Genomic DNA, 26,991 nt, shown 5'->3' with positions numbered 1-26,991 from the left:
AACCCAGCTAGCATCGCCAGCTGAGTCTTACCTCTTCTCTATTATATCAAACATAGGTCCGTTTGTAACTAGCAAAGAATTCTTTTGTCCGTTCTTCTTTTGGATGTTGCATGATTTCCTCTGGTGTTCCAGATTCAATAATCCGTCCTTTATCCAAAAATAAGACCTTATCTGCTACTTGCGCTACAAAAGACATATCATGGCTGACCAGTACCATGGTTTGTCCTGATTTTGCCGCATTGGCAATGGATTTTTCAACTTCTCCAACCAATTCTGGATCCAAGGCTGAAGTCGGTTCATCCAGCAAAAGAACTTCTGGTTTCATGGCCAAAGCACGGGCCAAAGCCACCCGTTGTTTTTGTCCACCTGAGAGGTGACGAGGATAATGATTTTCACGATCCGATAAACCGACTTTTGCTAGTTCTTCTCGAGCAATTTTCATTGCTTCTTGATCGGATAAGCCCTTCACAACAATGAGCCCTTCTTTCACATTTTCAAGGGCTGTTTTTCTACCAAACAAATTAAACTGTTGGAACACCATGGCCAATTTTCTTCTTAAGGTTAAGATTTGATCTTGGCTAATGTGCTCAAAATCAACCTCGAAATCATCAATCTTAATTCTACCGCTATCTGGTGCTTCCAAATAGTTTAAACTGCGTAAGAAGGTTGATTTACCAGCTCCCGAAGACCCGATTAAGGCCACGACTTCCCCTTTTTGAATTTCCAAACTTAGATTATTTAAAACCTTTTGACCTGAAAATGTCTTTGATAATTCTGAAATATAAATCATTAGATCCGGACCTCCTGATCTGGTAAATCAATTGCTACGGGAGTCTCAATATCCAGTCGACGTTCAATGTGACGGCCTAGTATTTCAATGAGAATATTCACAATCCAGTAAACAATCGATACCGTGATAAAGCGTTCAAAGTACTTCAAATCGCTCCCCCCAATAATCCGTGCTTGAGCAAAAATTTCAACTACACTGGCACTAAAGGCTAGCGAGGTCCCCTTGGTCAAGCCAATGAGAGAATTGATTAAGGTTGGAGTTGCAACGACTGCTGCATTGGGAATAATAATCCGGCGATAAACTTGACGGTTGGTCATTCCAAGACTACGCGCTGCCTCAATTTCACCAGGATCAACCGATAAAATGGCTGCCCGGATGGTCTCACTCGCATAAGCTGCCTCATTAAAGGCAAGAGCTACAATTGCAAATAACTCAGCTGGAATGGCATTAATATTAAAAGCTGTTCCATAAGACTGATTGATCGCTTTTAAAATAAGAGGAATCCCATAATAGGTCAACATCAACTGAACCAACAAAGGAGTCCCCCGTAAAAAACTGACAAAAACAGCTTGAATCGGGTAAAGAATTCGTACACGATTAATTTTGACCAGAGCAAAAATCATGGCAAAAATAATCCCAAAAAATGCGCCTCCTAGGGCTAATAAAATCGTCACAGGCAATTTCCCTATGACAGCCGGAAATGCATCCAATACGGCTCTCAAACTAAACAGCTTGCTATCTGGAACGTGTTTTAAAAAGTCAGCATACCAGTTGGCAGTTAAAAGATTAGTTGTAAACATTTTTGTTACTTCCTTTCTCGAACATAAACATTCTATCACATTCACTATCGGAATTCCAAAAATTGCTACAGAAATAGAAAAATGATAGACTACTCAAATTTAGTCTATCATAATTTTAGACAAGTTCCTAATAGTTTTTCTTTATGGAGTTCATAAAGAAAATCTATGTTTTCTTCTGAACATTTGAAAGAAGGGGTTAGAAAGTTTGACGTTTGGCCTTTCGTTCGGCCCGACCACGCGCACGGTTTTCAGCTCGCTTAGCTTTTCTCCGCTTTTCATCAACTGCCCATTTGATTTTTTTCTTGTAGCCTGGTTTGATTTTTTTCTTTTTCTTCTTCACCAGACCAATCATTTCGATGTCGAGTTTCTCTTGCTTTTTCTCACGATTCGCCCGTCTGTCCCGATCATAAGTATCTTCAATAACCCCATTTTTCAAGACTTTAGGTACGAAACGAATTCCCATTTTTTCTAGTTCACGGATATCTGAATCATCACTCGGTTGATAAAGAGTAATAGCGACACCTGGTAGACCATTGCGCCCTGTCCGGCCAACACGGTGAACAAAGAAGGAAAGATCTTGTGGAATAGCATCATTGATGACATGACTCACCCCTTCGATATCAATTCCACGAGCCGCCAAATCGGTGGCCACAATATACTCAAAATCAAGATTTTTAACCTGATTCATGATCCGTTTCCGTTCACGTGGTGGGATATCTCCGTGAATCTTCGCCACTTTTAATCCCTGAGCCACTAAATAGGCATGGAGATCATCTGCTCTCGTTTTGGTATTGACGAAAATCATGGCCAAATAAGGTTGCAAGGTCTTGGTCAATTGGTAAATTTGCTCATTTTTATCCCGACCCTTGGTCGAAACTAGCCAATTATCGATGGTATCTGAAATCACCGTCTTGGTCTTAATCTGCTCCATGACTGGATTTGAGAGATATTTTTTCAAGAAAGGCTGCAATTTTTGCGGAATGGTGGCTGAAAAAACTAAAAATTGCAGTTGTTGCGGAAGCCTTGAAGCAATCTTATCCACGGTAGACAAGAATCCCATGTCCAGTGTCATATCCGCCTCATCTACCACAAAAGTATGGGCCTTATGAATAGCCAGATCACCAGATGCAACTAGATCGTAGATCCGGCCTGGAGTTCCAATCACGATATGTGGTTGTTTGACCTGGAGTTTTTCAATCTGACGGCTTTTATCCGTTCCTCCAACATAATTCACAATCCGAATCTCTTTTTCAGAATGACTAGCGATTTGACGAGCAGCTTGGTAAATTTGCGTCGCCAACTCCCGACTAGGAGCCGTGATGACCGCTTCAACTTGCTCACTGTCTTCATTTAATGTTTGAAAAATCGGTAAGAGGAAAGTATGGGTTTTCCCAGAACCAGTCTTTGACTCTCCTACCAAATCATTTCCAGCTAGGACAATCGGAATTAGTTTTTCCTGTACTTCGGTTGCTTCTCTAAAATTGATTTCTTTCAGTGCCTCTTGAATATAGGGCTTAAAATTAAACTCTGTAAATTTCATTTTCTCAGTTCCTTTCATGATCTCTATTATTATATCAGAAAAGCTGTCTTCTTGCTTCTCTTATGAGTCATTTTTCCTAACCAGCAAAGTCTTTCTGAGTTAGCAAAAAACGATGGGCAAGCCCACCGTCGTTTTATAGGTAGAGAAGGACTAGAGTCACGACACTTGTCACCAAGGCAATGCTCCACATAAAGGCATCCACTTTCCATTCTGACCAGTTTTGCCCATTGCCAGAAAGGCCACCCAGTTCTAAATGATGGTGGAAAGGAGTCATTCGGAAAATCCGACGTCCTTCCCCGTACCGTTTCTTGGTCCATTTGAAATAGGTCACTTGTAGCATCACTGAACCTGTTTCAATGACATAGACCAGACCAATCAAGAGCAGCGTCCACTCGACATGCAAAGCCATTGACAAGGCTGCAAGCATCCCTCCAAGAGCTAGACTACCGACATCTCCCATAAAGATTTTAGCCGGCTTGTGGTTGAAGACAAAGAATCCTAGCAAGGCCCCAATCATACTCAAGGTGACAAAGAGAATGTCCCATTTTCCTTGCATATAGGCAATAAAGGAATAGGCACTCAGGCTAATGGCAACGGAAATGCTGGCTAATCCATCAATCCCATCTGTCAAATTGACGGCATTTGAAAAACCAACCAACCAAAACAAAGCAAAGAGAATGTAGAAATGGCCCAAGTAAAGATCGTAACCAAAGACATTCAAAAGGCTTCCTGCACCGTGGCGTTCAGAAAAAATATAGAAGATGATTCCACCAACGAGTTGAAGAGCTAATTTTTGCTTTGGATTGAGCCCTTCATTAATCTTACGAAAAACCTTTAAAAAGTCATCCAAAAATCCAACAATTCCATATAGAATCAAGATAAATAGAGTAAGTTGAACAGGTCGCGTGAAATTTCCAGTCAATACGGTAACGACAAAACTGACTAGAACTGCTGTAATGAGAAACACCACTCCACCCATTGTTGGAGTGCCAGCTTTCGCTTTGTGTTGTTTCACATCTTCATGCATTTGTTGCCCAGAAATATGAGCACGATGGTAAAATCGAATAAAGGCTGGAATAGCAGCCACTGTTAATAGAAACGATACAAGGATCGTAGCAATATACATCTTAGTCTCCTAATGTTAACGTAATCTTTTTGGTTTTATTGAGTGAGGTGTTCATTTTGACACTTTGTTTGGTTACTTTCTTTCCACTACCTTTATAGGTAATTTCAATTCCAGTCCATTCTCCAAAGATGTCTGCATTTTTCTTAGTCCAACCATACATATCTGGAACCGCATCAAAGTCTTCTGTCAATAACAATACTTGTTGATTGGCTTTGACTTTAGAGCCTACATCCACAGACATTTTGCGGATATTTTTCCCGGTTCCTAGGACAATTGGTTGCACCAAATTGCGACGCAATTCCTCTGAATAAGCACCTGGGCTTAGATTTTGCTTCAGATTCAACTCTTTAGAGAGAGTTTCCACTGAAGGGATTTTGTAGGTCGTTTCTTTGGTCACATCATCCAAAGTTGGTGCCTCTGATGTTAAGTGCAATTCATCTTTTAAAGCAACTGCATCTTCCAAAATAGGATTGACCAGTTCTTCCCAGCTAGTGGCTGAGAATTTCACTTCTGGTTGTTGGACTGTTACATACATGATGAATTCAGGGTCTTCTGCAGGTGTCATCGCTACAACCGAGTTGATATAATCATTTTCTCCTTGCAAGTATCCTTGATCTGTCGCCATTTGGGCAGTCCCTGATTTCACTGCAACGTTTTGACCGGGTACCTGAATGATAGGTCCATCACTGTACAAGGTTCCATACTCTGGATCTGTTCCGACGGTGATCATATAATTTCGAGTCTGTTGCGCAGCTGATCCTGAAACTGGTTTTCCAACAACTTCTTTTTTTGATTTGCGGGCTGTGTCTGATTTTTTATCGTAAATGGCACTAATAAACTTCGGCTCCAACATTTGCCCATCATTGGCGATAGCACTAAAGGCCCGTAACATTTGAGTTTGACTGACGGAAATCCCTTGACCAAAGGCAGATTGTGCCTGACTGACGTAGTTATCGCCCGGAAGACCACCATAAGCTTCATTTCCCATTCCAAAACGAGTTGGAAGACCGAATTTAAAACGGGTTAGGTAGTCCATCCAGACAGCATTTCCCATCTTTTGCTCTAAGCGGGTCATCCCCACGTTACTTGAGTAAGCAAAGCCCTGCGCGATATTCATATAGCGACCTTCAGCCAGTCCCATATTGACATCCCAGTCACGGATGGTCGCATCTTTTACTTGTAGTTCGTTACTGTAGTATACCTCATTATAAGCTGGGAAGGTTCCATGATCAATCGCCGAAGCTAATAACATGACCTTCATCGTTGAACCCGGTTCATATTGATCTTGATAAAGGATGGTATTCCAGGTTTTCAAGTTTTTCAGATCCAGCCCTTGTTTGGTATCCGCATTATAGGAAGGACGTTGCGTTGTCGCTAGGATCTCTCCTGTTTTTGCACTCACAAGAGTCGCACTAACATACTTTCCTTTTACTTTTTCTTGGAAAACATCCATACGTGTCTCAAGGTAGGTCTGCAATTCTGCCGAAATGGTCGTATAAACATCTTTTCCATCTTCTGTTTTGACAGAAACCTTATCTGAACCAGGAACGATATTGCCGTTTCGGTCTTTGTCATAGGTGATGACTCCATTTTGACCAGCGAGAATACGATCGAGGGATTTCTCCATTCCTGATTGCCCCTTCAAGGTTTTATTCCCCTCTTTATCTTCTTGAAGAGAGGCCTGCCCTATAAATTGAGAGGCAAAAACTCCATTTTTATAGCTTCGATTTGGACTAGTTGTAAAGGCAACCCCTTCAATCTTCGCTGCTTCCATGGCCTCACGGATAGCCGTCATATTACTATAAGTAATGCCATTTCCGTTCGAGCCAAAAGAAACCTGTTTCAATTTCTTTTGCGACAACTGTTGAATGACGTAATCCTCATCCATCCCTAAGTACTGCTTAAAGATTTCTGCTACTTTTTTAAATTGGCTCTCTTCTACATAGAGGATTTTCCCGGTTGCTGATTTGTACTTTTTATCAATAACGGCATAAACGTTATAGGTCGTAGCATCTTCAGCAATTACTGCTCCATTTCGATCATAGATCGTTCCACGTTTTGCAGGAACAATGACCGTCTGCTCATGGACTTTCTTGGCTTGATCCGATAAGGTCACACCAAATTTTTTGTCAGTCCCAATGATCATTGCAAAATTAATCAGAAAGAGAAAAAAGAGGAAAATCGCCAGTACACTGAGATTTTTCCCAACTTGTTTTCGATTCTGATCCGGCAAGCGACGTTTCTTTATCGAATACCCGATCAAAAATTTTTTGAATTTATTCATCACTACTTGCACTCACTGTTTTTCGATTTTCTTTTTGCAGCTTCATTCCTTGGGAGCTAGCCAACTGTGATAAGCGGTCATAACGTGTTAATTCATTGACCTCTTGACGAACATCTGCCAATTCCGTCTTTTTGGCTTCTAGTTCCGTATTCAAATCAGTCAGTTCACTTTGAACTTGTAAAATCCGTGTCTGCATAAAGACGATACTAATGGCTAAAATAACAGCTGTTAGGACAATCGACCCATAAAAAGCCTTTTCTACTCTAGAGAAACGGCGAAAGCGGTCTTGCAGTATCTGTGTTCTTGTTCTCTCATCTCTTGCTGCCATATCAATTCCTCTTACTTGTGTATTTTTCGAGCAACCCGTAGTTTTGCTGAATGGGATCGATTATTATCCTCAAGCTCTTCATCACTTGGCAAAATAGGTTTCCTGTTGACCAACTCCATCGTTGGTTTCAAATCATCTGGAATAAAGGGAAGTCCCTTTGGAACCTCAACCGTCGAAGCTTCTTTAAACAATTGTTTGGTCAATCGATCCTCTAACGAATGAAAGGTAATCACAGAAATACGACCATCGAGGGCCAACAAATCCATGGCTTGCTGAATCGATTCATCTGCAGCTCCCAGTTCATCATTGACTTCGATACGAATGGCTTGGAAAATCTGTTTAGCAGGATGGCCCTTTTTCTTGAGCTCCTTAGCTGGTTTAGCAGATTTAATAATCTCTGCTAATTCAGTCGTCGTTTCAATCGGTTTAATTGCTCGTGCTTGCTCAATTTTCCGCGCAATTTGCTTGGAAAATTTGTCCTCTCCATATTTGAAAAAAATACGGACTAGATCATGGTAATCGTAGCTATTAACGACTTCATAGGCTGTCAAGGAAGCTTCTTGATTCATCCGCATGTCTAACGGCGCATCTTTCTTGTAAGAAAATCCGCGTTCCCGTTCATCTAACTGAGGACTAGAGACACCTAGGTCATAACAGATTCCATCAATTTCAGTCACACCCAATTCGTTTAGACGTTCCTTCAAATGACGAAAGTTATCCTTAATGAAGGTCACCATGCCTTTCTCAATAAAAGGTGCTAAACGAATCTTAGCATTCTCAATTGCATGCTGATCTTGGTCAAAGGCATAAAGATGGCCCGATTCATTTAATTTTGTTAACAAATATTCGCTGTGGCCTGCCCCACCCAATGTGGCGTCTACATAGATCCCATCTGGCTTAACATCCAGCATATCGATCGTTTCATGAAGCAAAACCGTTACATGATGAAATTCTTTACTCATATCTTTACTATTTTACCACAAATGGAACCAAGATGCACTCCTGAAAGAAAATTCACTAACTAATCCTATCTGCCCTTTTCGGATCCTACAAAATACCTAGAAAGGCTTGATTTCACTTGTTTCCTCTAGGATTTATGATACAATACTCTTATGAAAATAAGAAAACAGATTCTCATCCCACTTTTATTGGTCGATGCTATCGCTCTCTACTTTTTTCTAACCACTATTGAGGCTTGGATTTTTTGGCTTGCTGCCCTGATCCTAGTCGGCTCACTTTGGTGGCTCAAAAAAGCTATTCAAAAACAAAAAACAGAGATGGAAGAAAAATAATTTCTTCCATCTCTGTTTTTTTCTAATCCCCCAAGAAATTTCTTACAAAAAGGAAACTAGCTCTGAAATAATAAAGAGGCTGGGACAAAAGTCCTAGCCTCTCAATTATTTTTGGATTTTCGAGCAAGACGCAGTGGTTGAGTGGGCTCTACTACGCTGATTTCATCAGCTTTTACAGCCCTACTCAACTGTGCGGAGGTGAGACGACGAAATCGAATTCTAACGAATTACCGATTTCTGTCCCACTCTCTTGCGGTTTATTTACTATGTTTCCAATTGCTGTAAATCCCAAAAAGAATGATCCAGATGGTTGCTCCAATCGCTCCAATGTATGTTGATTCTTGCAAGAAGAGACAAACGAATACAAAGAGGAAGAAAACAATGGTCAATGGATTCAACACTTTATAGGCTGGCATGACAAAACCATCTGGCATAAATTCTTTCGATTTACGGTACTTAAGATGGGCAAGCATGGTCAAAATGTAAATAGCAATGTAGACACCAGAAGAAGATGCCGTAATCAAGGCAAAGGCATCTGAGACACCTGGCAAGACATTGATAAAGGCAGAAACAGCAACCACAATCGCAGAAAAAATAATCGCGCGACTTGGAATCCCCATACGAGATAAGCTATTCAGTTTCAAACGATTCATCACTTTGCTGTTTGGTGTTTCTTTTGCAATCTGGTACAAGTGACGCCCTGTTGAATAGAGGGTGGAATTCAAGGAAGATGCAGCAGCTGTCAGTACAACAAAATTAATCAATCCAGCTGCCCACTTGATTCCTACCATCTGAAAGACCGTTACAAACGGTGACTTATTGACAGGAAGCTGTTGCCAAGGGAAAATAGCCATAATCGCCAACAAAGCTCCTACATAAAAGATTACAATCCGGATTGGAATTTCTTTAATAGCTTTTGGCAATACTTGGCGGGGATTAGCGGTTTCAGAAGTAGTAATTCCAACAAACTCGATCGCTTGGTAAGCAAAGAAGACCATTTGGAATGCCATGACGAACTTGACCCAACCATTTGGAAACATTTGAAAACCACTGGTAATATTGGTTAAACTAGCGTGTCCAGCTGGTGTTTCAAAATTCGTCGTCACCATAAAGATCCCTGTTGCGATCAGGGCTAAAATCGTGACAATCTTGATCATTCCAAACCAGAATTCAACCTCTCCAAAAACCTTCACAGCGATCAAGTTTACACAACTTAAAAGCGCTAAAAAGACAATTTGAATCTGCCAGGCTGGCCAATTTGGAAACCAAAGCTGGACATAGTTGGAAACAGCCGTGATCTCTGCCATTCCCAAAAATACCAAGGAGACCCAATAGGACCATCCTGAAAAATAACCCCAACCTTTTCCTATATACTTGGTGATAAAGTTGATAAAGGTGTGTTGATCAGGGTCCATATAGAGCATTTCTCCGATTGCCCGCATCATCAAGTACATGAAGGCGCCAGTCAGCATATAGACTAAAATAATAGAGGGCCCTGTCAAAGAAAGGGAACGACCGGCTCCAAGAAAGAGTCCTGTCCCGATGGTTCCTGCAATAGCGATCAGCTGAACATGCCGATTTTGCAGACCACGAACCATCCCATTTTCGGTTTCTTCACCAGGATGATGTTTTTTTGACATATAATTACTCCAATTCTTTTTCTGTACATTTTCAGAAAAGTATACTTCAAATTTTCATACAATCTACTATACCATGTTTTTAAAAATTGGTCAATCCAGTCCAGAATATTCTGAATTTTATAGATTAAAAAGAGTGCTGAAATCTCTTCCAGCACTCTTTTGCTTATGAATTAGGGTCATCGAGACTACGGCCATGCAAACCTTTTTCCCGTTGCACTTGGCGTAGTTTCTCAGGGGTTACATCATTTCCATCTTCATCCACAATTTTGATACCTTCAATGTGGTGACGAACCGAACGACGATAACCTTCAATGTATTCTTCACGAAGTTTTGCTTGTTCCACTGTTTCTTCTGGCGTCAAACCTTCTGTTTTTTTCTTTTTAGCAAGCTCATTGATACGAGCGATTTTTTCAGGTGTCATAATAAAACCTACTTTCTACCTGTCATCAGGTACTTATTTTGTGTTCAATTGGTTGAAGGCTGCAACAGCATTAGCTTTCGCTACAAGGCCTGCAAGAAGGGCCAAACGGTTGTTTTTAACCGCCTCATCTTCTGCCATAACCATGGTATTGTCAAAGAAAGCATCAATGATTGGGCTAAGAGCAAAGAGTTGAGCCAATTTGTCGCTAGCTGAACCAGTCAATTCAAGATCTTCAATTGCTTTAGCAAGGGCTTTTTCTTGATCGTTTTCAAAGAGACTAGCGTCGACTGCTACTGAAGCATCTGCTTTTTCTGCCAAGTTGAAAGCACGTGAGAGGGATTCAACAGCTGCCTTGTAACCATCGGTCTTCGCAGCTTCTGAAAGAGCTTCAGCTGCTTCCAGCATATCAGCCACGACAAAGTTTGAACCAGCAAGAACAGCGTCTTTGATATCTTTTGCTGTGCGTCCCATCATCTTGTCCACACGCGCCTTGATGAAGTTGAGCACTTCTGCTTGATTGTCATAGGAAAGGCTATCAAATGAAAGTCCATAAAGGCTGTCAATCAACTCATCCATAGGGATATGCCAACCAAAAGCATCCAAGATTCGAACAACCCCTTGTGTTGCACGACGAAGCGCATAAGGGTCATTTGAACCTGATGGAATCAAGCCAACTGAGAAGAATGAAAGGAGGGTATCCAATTTATCTGCAAGGGCAAGGATAGCACCAACCTTAGTCTCTGGAAGAGCTCCGTCTGCTGAATCAGGAAGGTAGTGCTCACGGATAGCTGTCGCTACCGCAGCATCTTCACCAGCGAGGAGGGCGTATTTTTCACCCATGATTCCTTGCAATTCATCGAACTCTCCGACCATACCCGTCAAGAGGTCAAATTTGTAAATTTCAGCTGCACGAGCGACGGCTGCCATTTCTTCAGCAGTCAAACCAGCTTGCTCAGCCAATGACGCTGCAATAACACCAGCACGCGCCATGTGTTCAGAGAGAGAACCAATTTTTTCATGGAAGGTCACATGAGCCAATTTAGCAACGAGATCTTCAATCTTAAGTTTTTGGTCTTCACGCCAGAAGAATTCACCGTCTTCAAGACGTGCCACCAATACTTTTTCATTTCCTCGAACGACATTTTCCAAATGCTCAGCGTTCCCATTACGGACTGAGATGAAGTTTGGTTTAAGCTGACCATCAAGGTCACGAACAACAAAGTAACGTTGGTGCGTTTCCATTGAGGTCACCAAGACTTCTTCTGGAACGTCCAAATATTTAGTATCAAAGCTTCCCATGAAGGCAGTTGGGTATTCGACCAAGTTCAAGACTTCATTCAAAAGTCCTTCTTCGATTTGAACTTGCACACCTTGTTCTGCTTCGATGGCTTTGATTTGCTCATGAATCATGTTTTCACGTTCTTTGCTATCCGCAATCACGTAAACGGTACGAAGGTCTTCTTCATACGAATCCGCATTGGTAATTTCTACTTCATGTCCAAGGAAACGGTGCCCACGACTCACACGACCCGACTTAATATCCAAGAAATCAAGGTCGAGTGCTTCGTCGCCCAAAAGAACGATCAAGGTGTGAACTGGGCGAATGTATTCAAAGGTGTTGTTAGCCCAGTGCATGCTAACAGGGAAGGTCAATGAAGCAAGCACCTCTGGAACGCCAGCCAAGACTTCTTTAGCTGGTTTTCCAGCTTCGTGCTTCGTAACATAAACGTACTCTTCACCCTTGACTTCACGGAATTCGATATCATCAACCGTCAAGCCTTTTCCGCGGACGAATCCTTGAGCCGCTTTTGAGAAGTTTCCATCTGCATCCAAGGCGATTTTCTTAGAAGGTCCTTTAAAATCTTCGGTCAAATCTGATTGTTGATCAGCCAAACCAATCACACGGACGGCCAAACGGCGTGGTGTTGAGAAGGTTTGAATGCTTTCGTATGAAAGACGGTTGTCATCCAAGAAGGCTGCCATTTTCTCACCGAGTTGTTTTTCACTTGGTGTGACAACGTAGGCTGGCAACTCTTCAAGTCCAAGTTCTACTAATAAGTTTTTTGTCATGTTTTTTCTCCGAAAAATATCTTTTTTTCCAGTTTGCCTTATGTGATTGGCACGCAAGCAACCGACTTCGTCGTTTCATTGCTAAAATTGGAGCCTAAGGTCTCCAATTTTGCCTGGTATCGTTAGTTTCTCTAACGATACCTTTATCACTGCGGCAACTGGTTCTGTAGGATTGCTCTATCATCCAATCCCATCTAATACGCTCTCTTTACTCTTCCTCTTCTGCTAGGAGTTTGGCGCGTGTTGCTTCGTCAAGAAGTGGGTAACCGAGTTTCTTGCGTTCTGCGACGAAGGTTTTGGCTACGACACGGGCCAAGTTACGGATGCGGGCAATGTAGCCGGCACGTTCTGTAACAGAAACAGCACCACGAGCGTCAAGCAAGTTAAAGGTATGCGAACATTTCAAAACGTAGTCATAGGCAGGGTGAACAAGACCCAATTCCAAAGCACGTCCTGCTTCTTTTTCAAATTTTTCGAAATTTTCAAGAAGCATATCTTGGTCAGAAACTTCAAAGCTGTATTTTGAGTGCTCGTATTCTGGTTGAAGGAAGATTTCTCCGTATTTAACACCTGGAGCCCACTCAATATCGTAAACAGAATCTACTTCTTGGATGTAAGAAGCCAAACGTTCCAAACCATAAGTAACCTCAGAAGTTACCGGACCAGTTGTCAAGCCACCAACTTGTTGGAAGTAGGTGAACTGAGTGATTTCCATACCGTCCAACCAAACTTCCCAACCAAGACCAGCTGAACCAGTTGATGGGTTTTCCCAGTTATCTTCAACGAAACGAATATCGTGTTCCAAAGGATTGATCCCCAATTTTTCCAATGATTCAAGGTAGAGCTCTTGGATGTTTGATGGTGATGGTTTCATCACCACTTGGAATTGGTGGTGTTGGTAAAGACGGTTTGGGTTTTCCCCGTAACGTCCATCTGCTGGACGACGTGATGGCTCTACATAAGCCGCATTCCATGGCTCAGGACCAATGGCACGAAGGAAGGTGTAAGGACTCATGGTTCCCGCACCTTTTTCATTATCATAAGCCTGCATCAGCATACAACCCTGGTCATTCCAGTATTGTTGCAAAGTCAAAATAATTTCTTGAAAGGTTAATTTCTTAGACATTAAATACTCCTTGATTTAAATGATTTCTTGCGACACGAGTCTGCCCCGTCGATTACACGAAGCAAGACGAGTTAGTACTGCGTCTAGCTCAGGCACCCTAGTGCTGAGCGTGTGGCAGTCCGACTGTAAGGAGATCTCTGCCACTGACGCAGTGGAAAGTCAATTTTTTAGACATGTTTTACTCCTTATTCATAAAGTTTCTTGTGACTTAGGACACAAAAAGAACCGTGTCTCTGCTCCTAAGTCTATGACCTAGGGGCGTCAGAAACGCGGTTCCACCCTAATTTATTACTTCATTTTATTTTACTTTACTCAGCTTTTTACTGAGAGAAAGCGCCACTTGCTTACTTTGCTCTACTTGGCTCTCACTATCCCAAGCTCGCTAGAAAAACGCCGTAAGCCCTTCTTTCTTGACTAGTATTATAACAGATTTTTAGTGACTTGTAAATTAAAATCCGCATGAAACAATCGTTTCATACGGATTTTAGGCTAACAAACAAGGTTGTTTTTCTTATGGACGTCTCGCAGCTTTTGGTTTTTTACCATGAAGTTTTTTCTTGGCATTCTTCAAGGCTGTCAAAGCATCTTTCACATCTTGTTGGCTTGCTCCTGGATTTGAAAGGATAGTTTGCGCATCCTTGAAGGCTGCTAGGTAAGCTTCTTTTTCTTCATTTCCAGCATAGATGAATTTAGCATTCTTTTCTTGGAACTTCAATTCTTCCTTGATGTATTTTTCAAGGCTTGAAAAATCAGTTGCTTTCCCGTTTAATTTTCCTTCCGCACGGCTAAGCTCAGCAAGTGCTTGATTGATTTGTTCTTGTTTCACAGTTGGATCAACTGCAAGCAAGGCAACTGTTTGGAAAGCACGATCGTAGTCGCGACGTACTTTTTCTTTGGCATTGGCATAACGACCAGTTTTAGTCGTAGCATCGTAAGCCTGCATAGCTTCTTTCAAGGCCGCAACGTTTGAATCTTTCCCATCCAAAGCTTGGCTGGCAGCTTCAAGACTAGCTAGAGCTTGGTTGACTTGCTCTTGACTAACCTTGTTGGTCAAGGCTGCTTGGGCAGCTTGCAAGGCTTGATCATAGGCTTCCTTCTTATCCGCACTGGCATTGAAATATTGCGCTGTCTTTGTAACATCTGCTTGGTTGTTCAAAGCAGCTAAGAGATCCACTTTTGAGATCACTCCAATACGATAATTGTTGTTGCGCCCTGCGACAACTGAGATCACTGGTGCTTCCTCAGCTAGTTCATAGCCTGTAGGAAGAGTTGCAACCAAGGTATATTGACCAGTTGCTACAGATTTACCAAAGCCATTTTTACCATATTTTTCAGCAGGCAAGACAAAGTTTTCACCATCTGCCCCTTTTAATACGATCGTAGCTGCTTTTGAAACCGGTTGATCAAATCTGATGCTAACTGGTGCATATTCTAAAGTATTGGCAAGAAAAGCAATCGTTTGGAAACTATTATCCTCTGTCAAATCAAATTCTTGTGTCAAGCTGCTGACAAATTTCACTTCTGTACGATCATACGTAAAGATTTCTGCAGTATAATGACCAAAGTTCAAGAAGTTAATATCTTTTGTCTTATCAACTGACACATATTGACCATTACTATCTTTGATTCGGTAAACATACATAGTATCCAAATCTTTGTTCGTCTTAGCGTCACGAACAGCAATTTGAATCCGGCCACTATTTTGATCCCGAACTAAATCAGCTAGTGAAACATAGTCTACGTTCCCTGCAAAGTCCTCTACGTAGTAATAGATATTCTTCTTATCGATATTTTCAGGAAGATCGAAACTACCATCTGCATTCGCTTTAATGACATGGTAATTTTCAAGGGCACGTGTCCCATTCTTATCATCACTAGTTTGGACCATTGTTCCCTTATCATCAAATGGTGTGACGTAAACGAGTTTTTCAGATAAGATTCCGCCGTCTCCAACATCTTTGGCTTTACGAGCTACAAACTGTTGTGCCCCATCTTTAAAGCGAATATATCCAGATGTGATCACTGGTTTTTGAGTATCAACTTGAACCTTAAAGGTCGTTGATTGCTCTTCAGCACCAGGAACCATTGGTGTGTAACGAATGACATAATCATATAGACCATCTGCTACTGCATTCCCATTCGCATCAATACCATTCCAAGTAGTATTAGCTAATGTGTAGCTGCGTGGGTTCTTTTGGTCACCGTTGAAGAAGTTCTTACGATGGTCAGATGGAGTTCCTTCCCACAGTGGATTTTTATGTTCCGTATCACTTGCTGCATAAACAGTTGCACGAAGGTTTTCAATGTTTCTAAGGGCGACTGTCTTGTATTCAACGAGGTCTTTATTTCCATCTTCATTTGGCGAAATGGCAATGCGAACATTCCCATTCTCATCTAATTGAAGAGAATGTGTACCTTCCGCATTTTCTTCAATACCAAGAACTGTAATCCGACGACCATCTCGTTTTCCTTGTGTGAGGAGAAGGTCATTTTGCAGGGTAACAAGCGCAGAAACATTGGCACTAGAGGAGATATTCAAATCTTTTGGAACATGATAGTAGAAGCCATCTTTTCCTTCGCGAACCAAATCATAGATTGGTTTTTCAACAGCTGGAAGGTTTTGGAATTCTCCCTTGAATCCCATAAACGGCAAGCTAACTACATCCCCATCATCTGCTGGATCGACAAAACGAACAAATCCTTCAAGGAAATAGCCATTTGGCATTTCTTTGCTTAATTCTTCTGTGAATTTACTTGTGTCGACTTTCACTGTAACTGTTTCAGAACTATGTGCTTTCACGGTTACTTCAGGCCAAGCAGTTTCTGTTAATTTACGTGGACGTAGGGTAAATTTACCATCCTTCACTTCATCTGTGTCAGTATTCACCAACATTTTCAAGGTACGATCGGTATCTGAAATATTGTGGACTGTGACATCAAAGGTAAAGCTATCTCCAACATTACCAAGAGTAACGCTTGGATAGTTGTTTTCACCAGTCACATACAAGTCTGTTGAAACGGCTGCGGCTGTGTCTACAACCCCTGCTCCTTGTTGGCGTGGAGACGTATAGACACCGGTTTCTTTGTTAACATGTGGTTTAGCCGTAGACATAATCAAGGCTTTCACAGTTGCAGAAACTTGTTCAGGAGTCAATTCTGGATGGTTCTTCACAAGGTATTCTTTAACCAAGGCTGCAACACCAGCTACGTGAGGTGAGGCCATACTAGTACCACTCATATCCCCGTAGGTATTGTCATTTAAAGAAGAGAAGATATTCCCACCAGGTGCTGTGACATCTGGTTTCAACTGACCATCTGTTGTCACTCCCCAGCTTGAGAAATCAGATAATTGATCTGTCTCTGGAGATGGACGGTTGGCCATAGTATTGTTAAAGACAATTTTGTAGGAACCTGCCTTAAGAGCTTCCCCATAGCGTTTTGAAATAAAGACAGATGGGATCTTTTTCGCATCTCCTTCAATTGCCATTCCAAGGTTAGATCCTTCCACATTATTGTAGACCAAAGCTCCTGCTGCTCCATGATGGAATGCATTCGCAATCTTTTCTGAGAAGGGAATTTCCCCACGTTGGATTAAAGCTAATTTACCGGTAAGGTCCAAATCTTTGAAATCATCTTCTTTTCCAAGACCAACTGACACATATTCGTACTCTTTGCCTTTTTCAAAATCAGCATCTGCAGCAGATTTACTGTAATCAAACTTACCGTTATCCGCTTCCGCATTGCCTTCTAGACCTTTCACCTCAAATACTTCTGTCGTAATAACATTATTATTGATAGAAGCAACAGAGATGGAGTCCTCTACCGTTGATGGGTTTCCGACCAAACCATAATCTGGATTTTCAGCAGAAGGTCTTGAGTAACCATTTCCAAAGCTATTGCTATTTCCTGCAGAAATTAAGACAGATACGCCTTTAGCGCGCGCTCGTTTAATGGCATCTACAATATCTGAATCCGCATTGACCGTAGAACCAGTCGTAGAGCCAAGACTCATGTTGATAGTATCTGCACCAAGAGCTACAGCATCATCAATTGCTTTTACATAAAGAGCAGATCCTGTTGTTTTTTGACGATCTGAAAAGACACGCATAAACATAACTTGCGCTTCTGGTGCTACACCATAGATCTTTTCACCGTTTCCTGCTTCTTTATCAGGATTCCCTGTTGCAATCCCTGTAACGTGCATCCCGTGAGAATCTCTTTCGGCCTCTTTGATATTGTCGGTACCATCAAAGTAGTCATAAGCGTAGACAACCTTGTCGTTGTACCATTTACCATAATCAATTCCTGCCGCTTTCTTAGCAGCTTCGATTTCTTCTTGGTTTTTAAACTTAGCTTTTGAAGGATCGGTAATCCGAAGAACCTCGTGGTTCACATCCAAGCCAGAGTCGATAACGGCAACAACCATCCCTTCCCCTTTATAGCCTTGCTTCCAGGTTTGGGGAACAGTAATAATTTCGTCACTTTCGATGCTTTGAGGTTTTTCAGCTGCCTCATGGCGATTCGTTGTTTCTGAACTTGTCGCAGAAGCCACTTCTGTTGCTTTTTCTACAGGTTTTTCTGCTACTTCCGGTTTTGTTTCTGGAACAGTAGCTGCTTCTTTCGGAGCTTCTGTTTTTTCAATAAGAGCTGCTTCTGTTGTATTCGTTGTCTTTTCAGCAACTGTTACTTCTTTTGCAACTTCTACTTTCTCACTAGCAACTGCTGTACTTGCTTCTGTTGCTTGTGAATGCTCTTCTTCAGCAGGTGCCTGTTGAGTAGTGGCTACAAGCTGTGTTCCAGCACTCGTTTGGCTGGCCGCTTGTTCTTCTGCACTCGCTTGTGCAGATCCAAATACCAAAACAGCCCCTAATAAAACTGAGGCTACACCAAATTTGTATTTTCTTAATGAAAAACGTTCTTGTCTATTCATAGAAACTCCCCTTTTATTTTAATAGTAACTATTATAACGCAAAATTATCTGAAAATTCATTCAAAAAACAAATTGTAACACAAATGTAACATTTACGAATATTACTAGCTATTAATTTATTTTCGTTCGGAAAATTGTAAATTAGAATGGGAAAGTATTATAGAACATCTGTTTTTGTTGGAGTTTTAAAATTATTTAATCATTGAAAGGATTTTAAAAACCGAGAACGAAACTGTCCTCGGTTTTTATTAATGAATAGAAATTCCCTTTTAAAAATCTTTGGTGTCCGGATCTGGTGCACCTGCTTCAACCGGAAGATGGCGAAGGAGTTCCACATCATCTGCTGTCAATTCAAAATCAAAGCAATTTAAATTACTCGCAATCCGCTCAGGTGTAACCGATTTGGGCAATGGAAGGAAACCTTCTTGCAAACTCCAAGCCAAGGCTAGTTGAGCGACGGTCTTTCCATATTTAGTAGCCATTTCTTTTACTTGTTCATTTTGGAACAATTCTCCTTGGCCAAAAGGTCCCCAAGCCTCTAGTAAAATGCCATGCTTGCGACTTGCTGCAATGGCTTCACTTTGGTAAACCCCAGGTGCTAGACGAATTTGGTTCACAGCCGGAATGACCCGAGCTGTTCCAAGGAGGGCTTCCAAATGATGAGGCAGAAAATTGCTAATACCAATAGCCCGAACCTTGCCAGCAGCTAGCATATCTTCCATTGCTCGCCAAACCTCAGCATTTCGTTGTTTCCAAGCATCATTTTCTCGAAGTGATTTTGGATTTGGCCAATGAATCAAATAAAGATCCACATAGTCCAAGCCTAGTTTCTCAAGAGACTCTTCCAAAGCAGCTTGAGCGTCTTCATAGGTGTGATGAGTATTCCAAAGTTTGGTGGTAATAAACAGGTCTTCGCGCGCAAGACCACTGTCTTTAATGGCCCGACCCACACTCTCTTCATTCTGATAAATCGCAGCTGTATCGATATGGCGATAACCTGCTTTTAAAGCAGCTAAGACAGCTTGATAGGCTTCTTCTCCATCCGCTGCTTTCCACGTCCCAAATCCCAATACAGGAATCTCCACCCCATTATTTAAACGATAATGATTCATTTTTTCTTTCCTTTCTTCGATTTCGGTTTCTTAGGCCCTCGAAGCTTAAGCTCTGGCTTAAAAATATTCTTCTTGGTTGGCTCCATCTTCTTGCTATAAAAACTATAGAGTAAAAATGCCCCACCAACGATCACAATAAAGATATTTTTTCTTACAATCCCATAGAGCAAGAAAAAAATTCCCATCAATAAAAAACGTATATCAATTGCCTTCATAAGCTACCTCACATTTCAATTCCCATTATAGCATGAAAAGACAGCATTCACAAAATTGCACTACCATCGGTAAACAAAAAGCCCCTCAAGACTGTTTAACCCCATGAATACGTCACAAAAACCTCTCTAGGTATGACCTAGAGAGGAAGTATTCTATCTTCGTTTCTTGAATCTAGTTAGTCGCCTGGTAACGTTTGACCCCATCGAGATAGGTCGCAACCAGATCCAAATTTTGATCAAGCACGATGAAGTCAGCATCATACCCTTCGCGAATTTGACCACAAACATCATCAATATGGACTGATTTTGCCGGATTGAGGCTGGCCATCATCACTGCTTCGTGAGGGTTAGCAATCCCCCACTCTACAACATTTTTTAATCCATCTTTCAATTTCAAGATTGAGCCAGCTAGATTACCAGTTGATTTCAAGCGAGCCGTCCCTTCAGCGACCACAACCGGGAATTCCCCAAGCATGTAGTCCCCGTCTTCTAAGCCCCCAGCTGTCATACAGTCAGTAATCAAGGCAACATTTTCTTTTCCTTTTTGTTTCATCAGGATATCACACGCTAGCGGATCCACGTGATGGCCATCACAGATCAACTCTGCTGTTGTATGAGGCAACTCATACATAGCACCAACCATACCGAGTTCACGGTGCGTCAAACCACGCATACCATTGTAGGCATGCACCCAGACACTCGCACCTGCATCTACCGCTTTTTTAGCTTCTTCAAAAGTTGCATTGGAGTGTCCCAAAGCAACAGTCACCCCTTCTCCTGTAATGGTCCGAACAAAGTCTTCTACACCTTCACGCTCAGGAGCAAGGGCAATCTTATTCAACAGACCATTGGCAGCTTTTTGCCAAGCCCGGAATTCTTCCATACTTGGATCCTTCATATAAGATGGGTTTTGAGCTCCCTTGTATTTTTCTGTAAAATAAGGTCCTTCAAAATAAATCCCGCGAATCTTGGCTCCTGTTGCTTCTTTGTATCGTGCACCGATATTTTCCGTTACTGCCAAAAGTTGTTCGTAAGAGGAAGTCAAGGTCGTAGGCAAAAAACTCGTAACCCCTGTACTCAAGAGACCTTCACTCATGGTATGGAGAGTGCCTTCGATATTGTTATCCATCACATCTACCCCACCAAATCCGTGAATATGGGTATCTACGAGGCCAGGCGCAATGCTGTAACCAGAATAATCCAGCACATCCGCACCTTCTGACAAGCTTTCCACATGTTTTCCAAACTTGCCATCAACGAGTTCCAAATAGCCTCCGCGGCGAACCCCATGTGGGTAATAAAATTGATCTGCTTTAATATATGTAGACATAAAATCGTCCTTTCCATTGTAGGAACTGTGTTCCATTTATATTCATACATATTATAACGCTTTCACTTCCATTTGTAAATGGTCTAGACCTATTTTTGAATAGAATCCAACAAAAAACAGAGTAAGCTTCCTACTTACTCTGTTTGACGTTCCTTAAATTTGCTCGATTTGTACTTTTTCAGCTAGATTCATGGCATGGTCTGCAACACGTGTATAGTGAGAAATGATATCAATAAAGTTCACTCCGGCTTGTGGCGTACATTCACCTTGGTTCAAACGACGAATATGAGTTTTCCGAAGTCTTTTCTCCAATTTTTCAATTGCCTCGTGACGTGCTACCAATTGGTTTGCAAGACTCACATCATTGTGCTCGATAGCTTTCAAAGCATCCTCTACAAATTGATGGGTTTGGTTGTAAATATCTTCCAATTCAGCCAAGGCCGCTTCTGAAAAGACCACTTTCTTACGAATTAAATAATCGGTCAGATTGATCAAGGCTTCCGCGTGATCTCCAATCCGCTCCAAATCCCGTGAAGAATCCAAGATATTGGTGAGAACTTCACTTTCTCTCGGACTCAAGGCTTCACTTGACAAACGAATCAGGTAGCGAGTCAAATCATCATCGATGGTATTGATGGCTTCTTCTGTCTTATGACCCTTTTCAGCTGTTTTCTCATTTTGATGAACAATATAATCATAAGAGAGGCTAAAGGCTTTATCTGCATATCCACCTAAATGAAGCAACTCTTTTTTCGCATTTCCAAGAGCAATCGAAGGCGCTTGGGTGATCAAGTTTTCATCCAAGTAGAGCGGTTCATATTTGACAACCTCATCCTCACCAGGAATCAGCTTGGTCACAAAGTATGCCAAAGCTCCAATGAATGGGAACTGGATGATGGTATTGGTTATATTAAAGGTTCCGTGAGCAAAGGCTATGGTCATTTCTGGGGATAAATGAAGAGTCGTTTCAAACCATTGAATCAAAGAGGTAAACGGAACAAGGAAGACAAGACAGATAATGGTTCCGATAACATTAAAGGCTACATGGGCACCTGCCACACGTTTGGCCGCAATATTAGCTCCCAAGGAAGCAATGATAGCTGTAATGGTCGTTCCGATATTATCACCAAAGAGAACTGGGAGGGCTCCTTTCAGGTCAATCAAATGACTAGCATAGAGATTTTGCAAGATACCAATGGTTGCAGAAGAGGCCTGAATCAAAAGTGTTAAGCCTGATCCAACAAAGACACCCAAGATAGGACTTTTACTTAACTGCACCATATAGTCACGAAAGACTTGCAAATCTTTAAGAGGTTCCATAGCCCCACTCATCAAGTTGAGGGCAAAGAAGATACCACCGACACCAAAAACGATTCGTCCAACATTATTAACCAAACGATTTTTGGTAAAGAAGAGACAAACCGCTCCGATAAAGAGCATGGGAAGAGCGTAGTCTCCTAATTTAAAACCAATGATAAAGGAGGTAATAGTCGTTCCAATATTGGCCCCCATAACAATACCAATAGCTTGACGGAGGGTTAGAAGTCCTGCACTCACCAGACCGACCGTAATCACTGTAACCCCTGAACTCGACTGAATCAAGGCAGTCATCCCAATCCCTACTAGAACCCCTAGAAAGGGATTGCTGGTATATTTATCAATATAGTAGCGAAGACGGTCCCCTGCGGCTTGTTGCAGTCCTTCTCCCATGGTTTTAATACTATAGAGAAAGAGACCCAACCCTCCCAAAAAGTTAAACACAATTTCCTGCCAGTTAATGGACATGATCATTCCTCCAAATATGAGATCATAAATAAAACTCCTCTCCTATTGTAAAGGATAATTTCCAATCACACAAGAGATTTCTGTAAATTTCTATTATTTTTTGAAACCGTTTTTTTCTTTCTGTTTTATTTTCCTCATTTTAAGAGTCAAAAAAAGAAGTTGGAAATTTCCAACTCGAGACTGTAGACAAACTATTCTTTTTTATAAATCTAATAAATTCTATAAAAAGAAATGTTACTCGTTAGAGTGATTCAATCATCTACTGAAACTTTTCGTCGTGAGAAAAGTACCTGAAACTTAATAGTTTCAGGTACTCGGAATTATTGAGACCTTAGGCTCAATAATTAGTCTTGGAACTTCGTAGAAGTTCGCTGACGTCCGTACTCACCTAAGGAAAGTTTCTGAGAAGACTTTGTCTTTCAATCTGGGCGTGGAAATTTCCAACCTCTCTAGTCTTTGTTCAAATTGCGCAACATCTCATCGATCTTATTCCCGTATTCGATGGATTCGTCTTTCACAAAAGTAAGATCTGGAATCTTGTACAATTTCAGATTCCGACCTAATTCACGCTTGATGGTTCCTGTTGCTTTTTCAAGGCCTGTCTGAGCCTTTTGATTGTCTGAAGCCAAATCACTCATAATTGAATAATACACTTTGGCCATAGACAAATCACCTAGCATTTGAACATCCGTAATGGTGACACCTTGAACACGCGGGTCACGGACTTTCTTTTGTAAAATCTCATTGACTTCACGCTTGATTTCCATCCCTACTCGGTCTGTCCGAAAATGACTTGCCATAGGAACTCCTTTCTACTCTGTGTTTAAAAACTAGGAAATCTGAGGAGAGTCCTCTTTTTTCCTAGTCAGCATCTTATTTTTTAATTTCTTCCATGATGTAGGCTTCGATGGTATCATCTGTCTTGATATCATTGTAGCCTTCAATCATCAATCCACCTTCACGACCATTTGTGATCTCTTTGACATCATCTTTGAAGTGTTTCAAGCTTGCAAGAGCTCCGTCATAGATCACGACACCGTCACGAATGACACGGACTTTGGAATCACGTGTAACCTTACCACTAAGGACCATAAATCCACCAATGGTACCCACTTTAGAGACCTTAAAGGTTTCACGAATAACTGCTTCCCCGATGACTTTCTCTTCGAACTCAGGATCCAACATACCTTTCATGGCATCTTCCATTTCTTCAATCACTTTGTAGATGATTGAGTGAAGACGGATTTCTACCTCATCAGCTTCAGCTTGTTGACGTGCTTGTGGAGTAGGACGGACGTTAAATCCGATGATGAAGGCATTTGAAGCTTCTGCAAGGGTCACGTCTGATTCGTTGATGGCACCAACTGCTGAGTGAACGATGGTCACTTTCACACCTTCCACTTCAATCTTTTGAAGGGAAGCAGCAAGAGCTTCAACCGAACCTTGTACATCGGCCTTGATGATGACATTAACGGATTTCACTTCTCCAGCCTTCAAGGTATCAAAGAGATTTTCAAGGCTGACGCGGTTGGTTGCTTGACGTTGTTTCATCAGAGCACGTTTGGCACGTTCTTCACCAGCTGCACGCGCTGATTTTTCATCTTCATAAACCGCGAAGTGGTCACCTGCCATTGGCGCTTCGTTCAAACCAGTGATAGAAACCGGAGTAGATGGTCCTGCAACCTTCACACGACGTCCAAGGTCATTGGTCATGGCACGGACACGTCCAAAGGTATTTCCGACAACGATTGGGTCTTGGACATTCAAGGTACCTTGTTGAACAAGGAGGGTTGCGACCGCACCTTTTCCTTTATCCAAGCGCGCTTCGATAACAGTACCGATGGCACGAACAGTTGGATCTGCTTTAAGTTCTTGGATTTCAGCCACAAGAAGGACCGTTTCCAAGAGTTCATCGATATTTTGGTTGAACTTAGCTGAGATTTCTACAAACTCAGAATCACCACCCCAAGCTGTTGACATAACTCCATGCTCTGCCAATTCACCGATGACACGCTCTGGATTAGCTCCTGGTTTATCAATCTTGTTAATAGCCACAATGATTGGAACATTAGCCGCTTTTGAGTGGTTGATGGCTTCGATAGTCTGTGGCATCACCCCGTCATCTGCCGCTACGACCAAGATGGTAATATCGGTAACAGATGCACCACGCGCCCGCATAGAAGTAAAGGCCGCGTGTCCAGGTGTATCCAAGAAGGTAATCTTCTTGCCATTTTCCACGATTTGATAAGCCCCGATGTGCTGAGTGATTCCTCCCGCTTCACCTGTTGCTACACGTGAATTACGAAGGGTATCCAAAAGGGTAGTTTTACCGTGGTCAACGTGTCCCATGATGGTGACAACTGGTGGACGCTCTACCAACTCATCTGGATTCAAATAACCATCTTCAACGAAGAAGCGTTCGATATCGGCATTGTCCACTTCAACCTTTTTCTTGGCTTCAATTCCATAATCCACCATCAAGAGTTCAATCGTATCTCCATCCAGCGATTGATTTTGAGTCGCCATGACTCCCATCATAAAGAGTTTCTTGACGATTTCAGCCGGTTCACGCTTGATGCGTTTTGCGATTTCGGCAACCGTCATTCCATCCGTATACTCAAATTCACTTGGTAATTCATGGAATTTACGCTCTGTTACTGGTTTTGGAGCATCATTACGGTTGTTCTTTCCTTTTTTATTTTTCTTATTGTTATTCCAGTTACTATTTCTCTGATTTCTCACTTGATTTTGACTATTTCGATTCCTTTGTTGTTTTCTTGGACCATCTTCTTCACGATCAAAATCATCGCGTTTCTTATCTGGTCGCGCTTGTTTCTTCCGACGTGTATCGACTTGAGCTGGAGCAGCAGCAACAGCTGGTTTTGTATGGTTCTCAACAGCTGGCTCCTGTACAGGTGCTTTCACTTCTGGTGCTTCTACCCGTTTCCGGCGCTGTTGACGTTCTTGTTCTGCTTTTGCAGCTTGTTGTTTGTAGCGATCTTCACTTCCACGTGCGTACTCAGCATTTTGTTCAGCTTTCAGTGCTGCTGCACGCGCTTTGAAATCAACTTTTGGTGCCACTTGGGGCTGTGCACCACGTCTTTGATCTGGTCGGTTATTGCGACGCTCAGAACCTTGATTTCGCTGTTCATTTCGCTCTTGTGGTCGTTGATTTCGGTTGTCACCATGACGCTGATTATCTTTGCGATCACGTTTTGGACGATTGTCTTGTTGTTTCCTACGTTCAGCCTGTTCTTTTGCACGCGCTTCTCGTTCCGCTTTAAAGTTACGACTCTTTGGTTTAGCAGCTGGCGTTACTGATTTTGTCTCAGTTGCTCCTTCTTTTTTGACAGGCGCTGCTTCTTTTTTCTCTGCGACAGCCGTTGTCTTGGCAGCCACTTCTGCTACTTTCTTTTCGACTGTTTCTTTTTTCGCTGCAAAGCTCTTGATCAACTTTTCAGCAACATCAGTATCGACACTAGATGCATGACTCTTGACGTCAAAACCTAATTCTTTCGCACGAGTGACGACTTCTTTACTTTCCTTGCCCAATTCTTTGGCAATTTCGTATAATCTTTTCTTAGACAATTGCTGTCCTCCTCTTCTATTCCATAAGAGACCTCATTTTCTTTGAAAATCCAGCATCTACAACAGCGACGACCTTACGAGAACGTCCAATTGCAGTGCTTAATTCTAGTGTTGAAAACACGGTAGATACTTGAACCTCATAATAGTGACCCTTATCTGTCACCTTTTTTGTCAGGTTACTAGCTGCATCATTTGCCAGAAAAACTAATTTTGCTTTTTCTTCCTGGATTGCTTTGATCACGAGTTCTTCTCCAGAAATGAGTTTTCCTGCTCTTTGCGCCAAACCCAACAAATTACTTATCTTTTGCTTATTCAAGGCCTAACTCTCTTCTCTTCACCTTATGATCTACATAAGAGATCAATTCATCATAGAAAGCTTCTTCCACTTCCATATTAAAGCTACGATTAAAAACTTTCTTTTTCTTAGCAAGTGCCGCTTCTTCATTGTCTAGCTTGATGTAAGCACCTCGACCATTGGCTTTGCCAGTTGGATCGATAAAGACTTGTCCTTCTTTATTTTTGACAATGCGGAGCAAATCGCGCTTATCAATAATTTCATTTGAAACGACAGATTTTCTTAAAGGGATTTTTCTTGTTTTTACCATTTTCCCTCC

20 protein-coding genes and 2 pseudogenes are annotated in these 26,991 nt (G+C 41.8%); 1 reads left to right on the top strand and 21 read right to left on the bottom strand.

The genetic code is table 11. The features are described from left to right. Positions 1 to 46 precede the first annotated feature (46 nt). The 7 genes from RIN70_RS02680 to rsmH form a co-directional block, all read right to left on the bottom strand. Positions 47 to 790, bottom strand: coding sequence for an amino acid ABC transporter ATP-binding protein (locus RIN70_RS02680; RefSeq protein WP_195623617.1), 744 nt, complete (start codon positions 788 to 790; stop codon positions 47 to 49). Further along, complete coding sequence (locus RIN70_RS02675) at positions 790 to 1,590, bottom strand: amino acid ABC transporter permease (RefSeq protein ID WP_049498839.1); 801 nt, start codon at positions 1,588 to 1,590, stop codon at positions 790 to 792. The genes RIN70_RS02680 and RIN70_RS02675 overlap by 1 nt, the downstream gene beginning before the upstream one ends. A 196-nt stretch (positions 1,591 to 1,786) precedes the next feature. Further along, positions 1,787 to 3,130 (bottom strand): DEAD/DEAH box helicase, encoded by a 1,344-nt coding sequence (locus tag RIN70_RS02670; protein WP_049514924.1) that lies wholly within the window; start codon positions 3,128 to 3,130, stop codon positions 1,787 to 1,789. Between the two features lie 133 nt (positions 3,131 to 3,263). After that, a complete protein-coding gene (gene mraY / locus RIN70_RS02665) occupies positions 3,264 to 4,256 on the bottom strand; it encodes a phospho-N-acetylmuramoyl-pentapeptide-transferase (protein ID WP_151379206.1) in 993 nt (330 codons plus the stop codon). A gap of 1 nt (position 4,257) precedes the next feature. Further along, on the bottom strand, positions 4,258 to 6,540 hold the full coding sequence (gene pbp2x / locus RIN70_RS02660) for a penicillin-binding protein PBP2X (protein ID WP_195623616.1): 2,283 nt from the start codon (positions 6,538 to 6,540) through the stop codon (positions 4,258 to 4,260). Further along, on the bottom strand, positions 6,533 to 6,868 hold the full coding sequence (ftsL, locus tag RIN70_RS02655; RefSeq protein WP_049485557.1) for a cell division protein FtsL: 336 nt from the start codon (positions 6,866 to 6,868) through the stop codon (positions 6,533 to 6,535). Before ftsL ends, pbp2x begins: the two co-directional genes overlap by 8 nt. An 11-nt stretch (positions 6,869 to 6,879) precedes the next feature. After that, the gene (gene rsmH, locus RIN70_RS02650) at positions 6,880 to 7,830 is read right to left on the bottom strand and encodes a 16S rRNA (cytosine(1402)-N(4))-methyltransferase RsmH (protein ID WP_061591246.1); all 951 of its coding nucleotides are present in this window, start codon (positions 7,828 to 7,830) and stop codon (positions 6,880 to 6,882) included. Positions 7,831 to 7,980: 150 nt separating this feature from the next. Here rsmH and RIN70_RS02645 point away from each other — a divergent pair, with 150 nt between their 5' ends. Beyond that, on the top strand, positions 7,981 to 8,160 hold the full coding sequence (locus RIN70_RS02645; protein ID WP_003010379.1) for a hypothetical protein: 180 nt from the start codon (positions 7,981 to 7,983) through the stop codon (positions 8,158 to 8,160). Positions 8,161 to 8,417: 257 nt separating this feature from the next. Here the strand turns inward: RIN70_RS02645 and RIN70_RS02640 are convergent, their stop codons facing one another. The 14 genes and pseudogenes from RIN70_RS02640 to rnpM form a co-directional block, all read right to left on the bottom strand. Then, entirely contained in the window at positions 8,418 to 9,800 is a 1,383-nt protein-coding gene (locus RIN70_RS02640) for an amino acid permease (protein ID WP_195623615.1), read from the bottom strand. Between the two features lie 163 nt (positions 9,801 to 9,963). Next, positions 9,964 to 10,221: a DUF896 family protein gene (locus RIN70_RS02635; RefSeq protein ID WP_118096406.1), complete on the bottom strand. Its 258-nt coding sequence runs from the start codon at positions 10,219 to 10,221 to the stop codon at positions 9,964 to 9,966. 33 nt (positions 10,222 to 10,254) lie between these two features. Then, the gene (gene glyS, locus RIN70_RS02630) at positions 10,255 to 12,291 is read right to left on the bottom strand and encodes a glycine--tRNA ligase subunit beta (protein ID WP_313790660.1); all 2,037 of its coding nucleotides are present in this window, start codon (positions 12,289 to 12,291) and stop codon (positions 10,255 to 10,257) included. A 208-nt stretch (positions 12,292 to 12,499) separates the two neighbouring features. After that, on the bottom strand, positions 12,500 to 13,417 hold the full coding sequence (gene glyQ, locus RIN70_RS02625) for a glycine--tRNA ligase subunit alpha (protein ID WP_023920271.1): 918 nt from the start codon (positions 13,415 to 13,417) through the stop codon (positions 12,500 to 12,502). A 511-nt stretch (positions 13,418 to 13,928) separates the two neighbouring features. Next, positions 13,929 to 18,347 carry a S8 family serine peptidase gene (locus tag RIN70_RS02620; RefSeq protein ID WP_313790659.1) on the bottom strand — a complete coding sequence of 1,473 codons (4,419 nt, stop codon included), beginning with the start codon at positions 18,345 to 18,347 and terminating at the stop codon, positions 13,929 to 13,931. Positions 18,348 to 18,616: 269 nt separating this feature from the next. Beyond that, a complete protein-coding gene (locus tag RIN70_RS02615; protein WP_254733340.1) occupies positions 18,617 to 19,459 on the bottom strand; it encodes an aldo/keto reductase in 843 nt (280 codons plus the stop codon). After that, complete coding sequence (locus RIN70_RS02610) at positions 19,456 to 19,674, bottom strand: hypothetical protein (protein WP_003018530.1); 219 nt, start codon at positions 19,672 to 19,674, stop codon at positions 19,456 to 19,458. Before RIN70_RS02610 ends, RIN70_RS02615 begins: the two co-directional genes overlap by 4 nt. A 172-nt stretch (positions 19,675 to 19,846) precedes the next feature. Next, positions 19,847 to 21,004: an N-acetylglucosamine-6-phosphate deacetylase gene (nagA, locus tag RIN70_RS02605; protein WP_201087892.1), complete on the bottom strand. Its 1,158-nt coding sequence runs from the start codon at positions 21,002 to 21,004 to the stop codon at positions 19,847 to 19,849. 153 nt (positions 21,005 to 21,157) lie between these two features. Beyond that, positions 21,158 to 22,789, bottom strand: coding sequence for a Na/Pi cotransporter family protein (locus RIN70_RS02600; RefSeq protein WP_049498095.1), 1,632 nt, complete (start codon positions 22,787 to 22,789; stop codon positions 21,158 to 21,160). Positions 22,790 to 23,238: 449 nt separating this feature from the next. Then, positions 23,239 to 23,589 carry a 30S ribosome-binding factor RbfA gene (gene rbfA, locus RIN70_RS02595; RefSeq protein WP_003003976.1) on the bottom strand — a complete coding sequence of 117 codons (351 nt, stop codon included), beginning with the start codon at positions 23,587 to 23,589 and terminating at the stop codon, positions 23,239 to 23,241. Positions 23,590 to 23,662: 73 nt separating this feature from the next. Beyond that, positions 23,663 to 26,158, bottom strand: a pseudogene (infB, locus tag RIN70_RS02590) (translation initiation factor IF-2); the annotation flags it as partial. A gap of 95 nt (positions 26,159 to 26,253) precedes the next feature. Continuing rightward, positions 26,254 to 26,377: pseudogene (locus RIN70_RS10335) on the bottom strand (translation initiation factor IF-2 N-terminal domain-containing protein); the annotation flags it as partial. A gap of 16 nt (positions 26,378 to 26,393) precedes the next feature. Then, complete coding sequence (locus RIN70_RS02585; protein ID WP_045760253.1) at positions 26,394 to 26,693, bottom strand: YlxQ-related RNA-binding protein; 300 nt, start codon at positions 26,691 to 26,693, stop codon at positions 26,394 to 26,396. Beyond that, positions 26,686 to 26,982 (bottom strand): RNase P modulator RnpM, encoded by a 297-nt coding sequence (gene rnpM, locus RIN70_RS02580; protein ID WP_155125296.1) that lies wholly within the window; start codon positions 26,980 to 26,982, stop codon positions 26,686 to 26,688. Before rnpM ends, RIN70_RS02585 begins: the two co-directional genes overlap by 8 nt. Positions 26,983 to 26,991: the final 9 nt, after the last annotated feature.

This window comes from Streptococcus parasanguinis, assembly GCF_032163505.1.
GTDB lineage: Bacteria > Bacillota > Bacilli > Lactobacillales > Streptococcaceae > Streptococcus > Streptococcus parasanguinis_V.
The sequence above is the reverse complement of the archived record's forward strand: the minus strand, read 5'-3'. Positions and strand labels throughout refer to the sequence as shown.

Excerpts from the sequence above, each read along its gene's own strand:
- RIN70_RS02680 (WP_195623617.1), bottom strand. The coding sequence starts at position 790 with ATGATTTATATTTCAGAATTATCAAAGACATTTTCAGGTCAAAAGGTT.
- RIN70_RS02675 (WP_049498839.1), bottom strand. The coding sequence starts at position 1,590 with ATGTTTACAACTAATCTTTTAACTGCCAACTGGTATGCTGACTTTTTA.
- RIN70_RS02670 (WP_049514924.1), bottom strand. The coding sequence starts at position 3,130 with ATGAAATTTACAGAGTTTAATTTTAAGCCCTATATTCAAGAGGCACTG.
- mraY (WP_151379206.1), bottom strand. The coding sequence starts at position 4,256 with ATGTATATTGCTACGATCCTTGTATCGTTTCTATTAACAGTGGCTGCT.
- pbp2x (WP_195623616.1), bottom strand. The coding sequence starts at position 6,540 with ATGAATAAATTCAAAAAATTTTTGATCGGGTATTCGATAAAGAAACGT.
- ftsL (WP_049485557.1), bottom strand. The coding sequence starts at position 6,868 with ATGGCAGCAAGAGATGAGAGAACAAGAACACAGATACTGCAAGACCGC.
- rsmH (WP_061591246.1), bottom strand. The coding sequence starts at position 7,830 with ATGAGTAAAGAATTTCATCATGTAACGGTTTTGCTTCATGAAACGATC.
- RIN70_RS02645 (WP_003010379.1), top strand. The coding sequence starts at position 7,981 with ATGAAAATAAGAAAACAGATTCTCATCCCACTTTTATTGGTCGATGCT.
- RIN70_RS02640 (WP_195623615.1), bottom strand. The coding sequence starts at position 9,800 with ATGTCAAAAAAACATCATCCTGGTGAAGAAACCGAAAATGGGATGGTT.
- RIN70_RS02635 (WP_118096406.1), bottom strand. The coding sequence starts at position 10,221 with ATGACACCTGAAAAAATCGCTCGTATCAATGAGCTTGCTAAAAAGAAA.
- glyS (WP_313790660.1), bottom strand. The coding sequence starts at position 12,291 with ATGACAAAAAACTTATTAGTAGAACTTGGACTTGAAGAGTTGCCAGCC.
- glyQ (WP_023920271.1), bottom strand. The coding sequence starts at position 13,417 with ATGTCTAAGAAATTAACCTTTCAAGAAATTATTTTGACTTTGCAACAA.
- RIN70_RS02620 (WP_313790659.1), bottom strand. The coding sequence starts at position 18,347 with ATGAATAGACAAGAACGTTTTTCATTAAGAAAATACAAATTTGGTGTA.
- RIN70_RS02615 (WP_254733340.1), bottom strand. The coding sequence starts at position 19,459 with ATGAATCATTATCGTTTAAATAATGGGGTGGAGATTCCTGTATTGGGA.
- RIN70_RS02610 (WP_003018530.1), bottom strand. The coding sequence starts at position 19,674 with ATGAAGGCAATTGATATACGTTTTTTATTGATGGGAATTTTTTTCTTG.
- nagA (WP_201087892.1), bottom strand. The coding sequence starts at position 21,004 with ATGTCTACATATATTAAAGCAGATCAATTTTATTACCCACATGGGGTT.
- RIN70_RS02600 (WP_049498095.1), bottom strand. The coding sequence starts at position 22,789 with ATGTCCATTAACTGGCAGGAAATTGTGTTTAACTTTTTGGGAGGGTTG.
- rbfA (WP_003003976.1), bottom strand. The coding sequence starts at position 23,589 with ATGGCAAGTCATTTTCGGACAGACCGAGTAGGGATGGAAATCAAGCGT.
- rnpM (WP_155125296.1), bottom strand. The coding sequence starts at position 26,982 with ATGGTAAAAACAAGAAAAATCCCTTTAAGAAAATCTGTCGTTTCAAAT.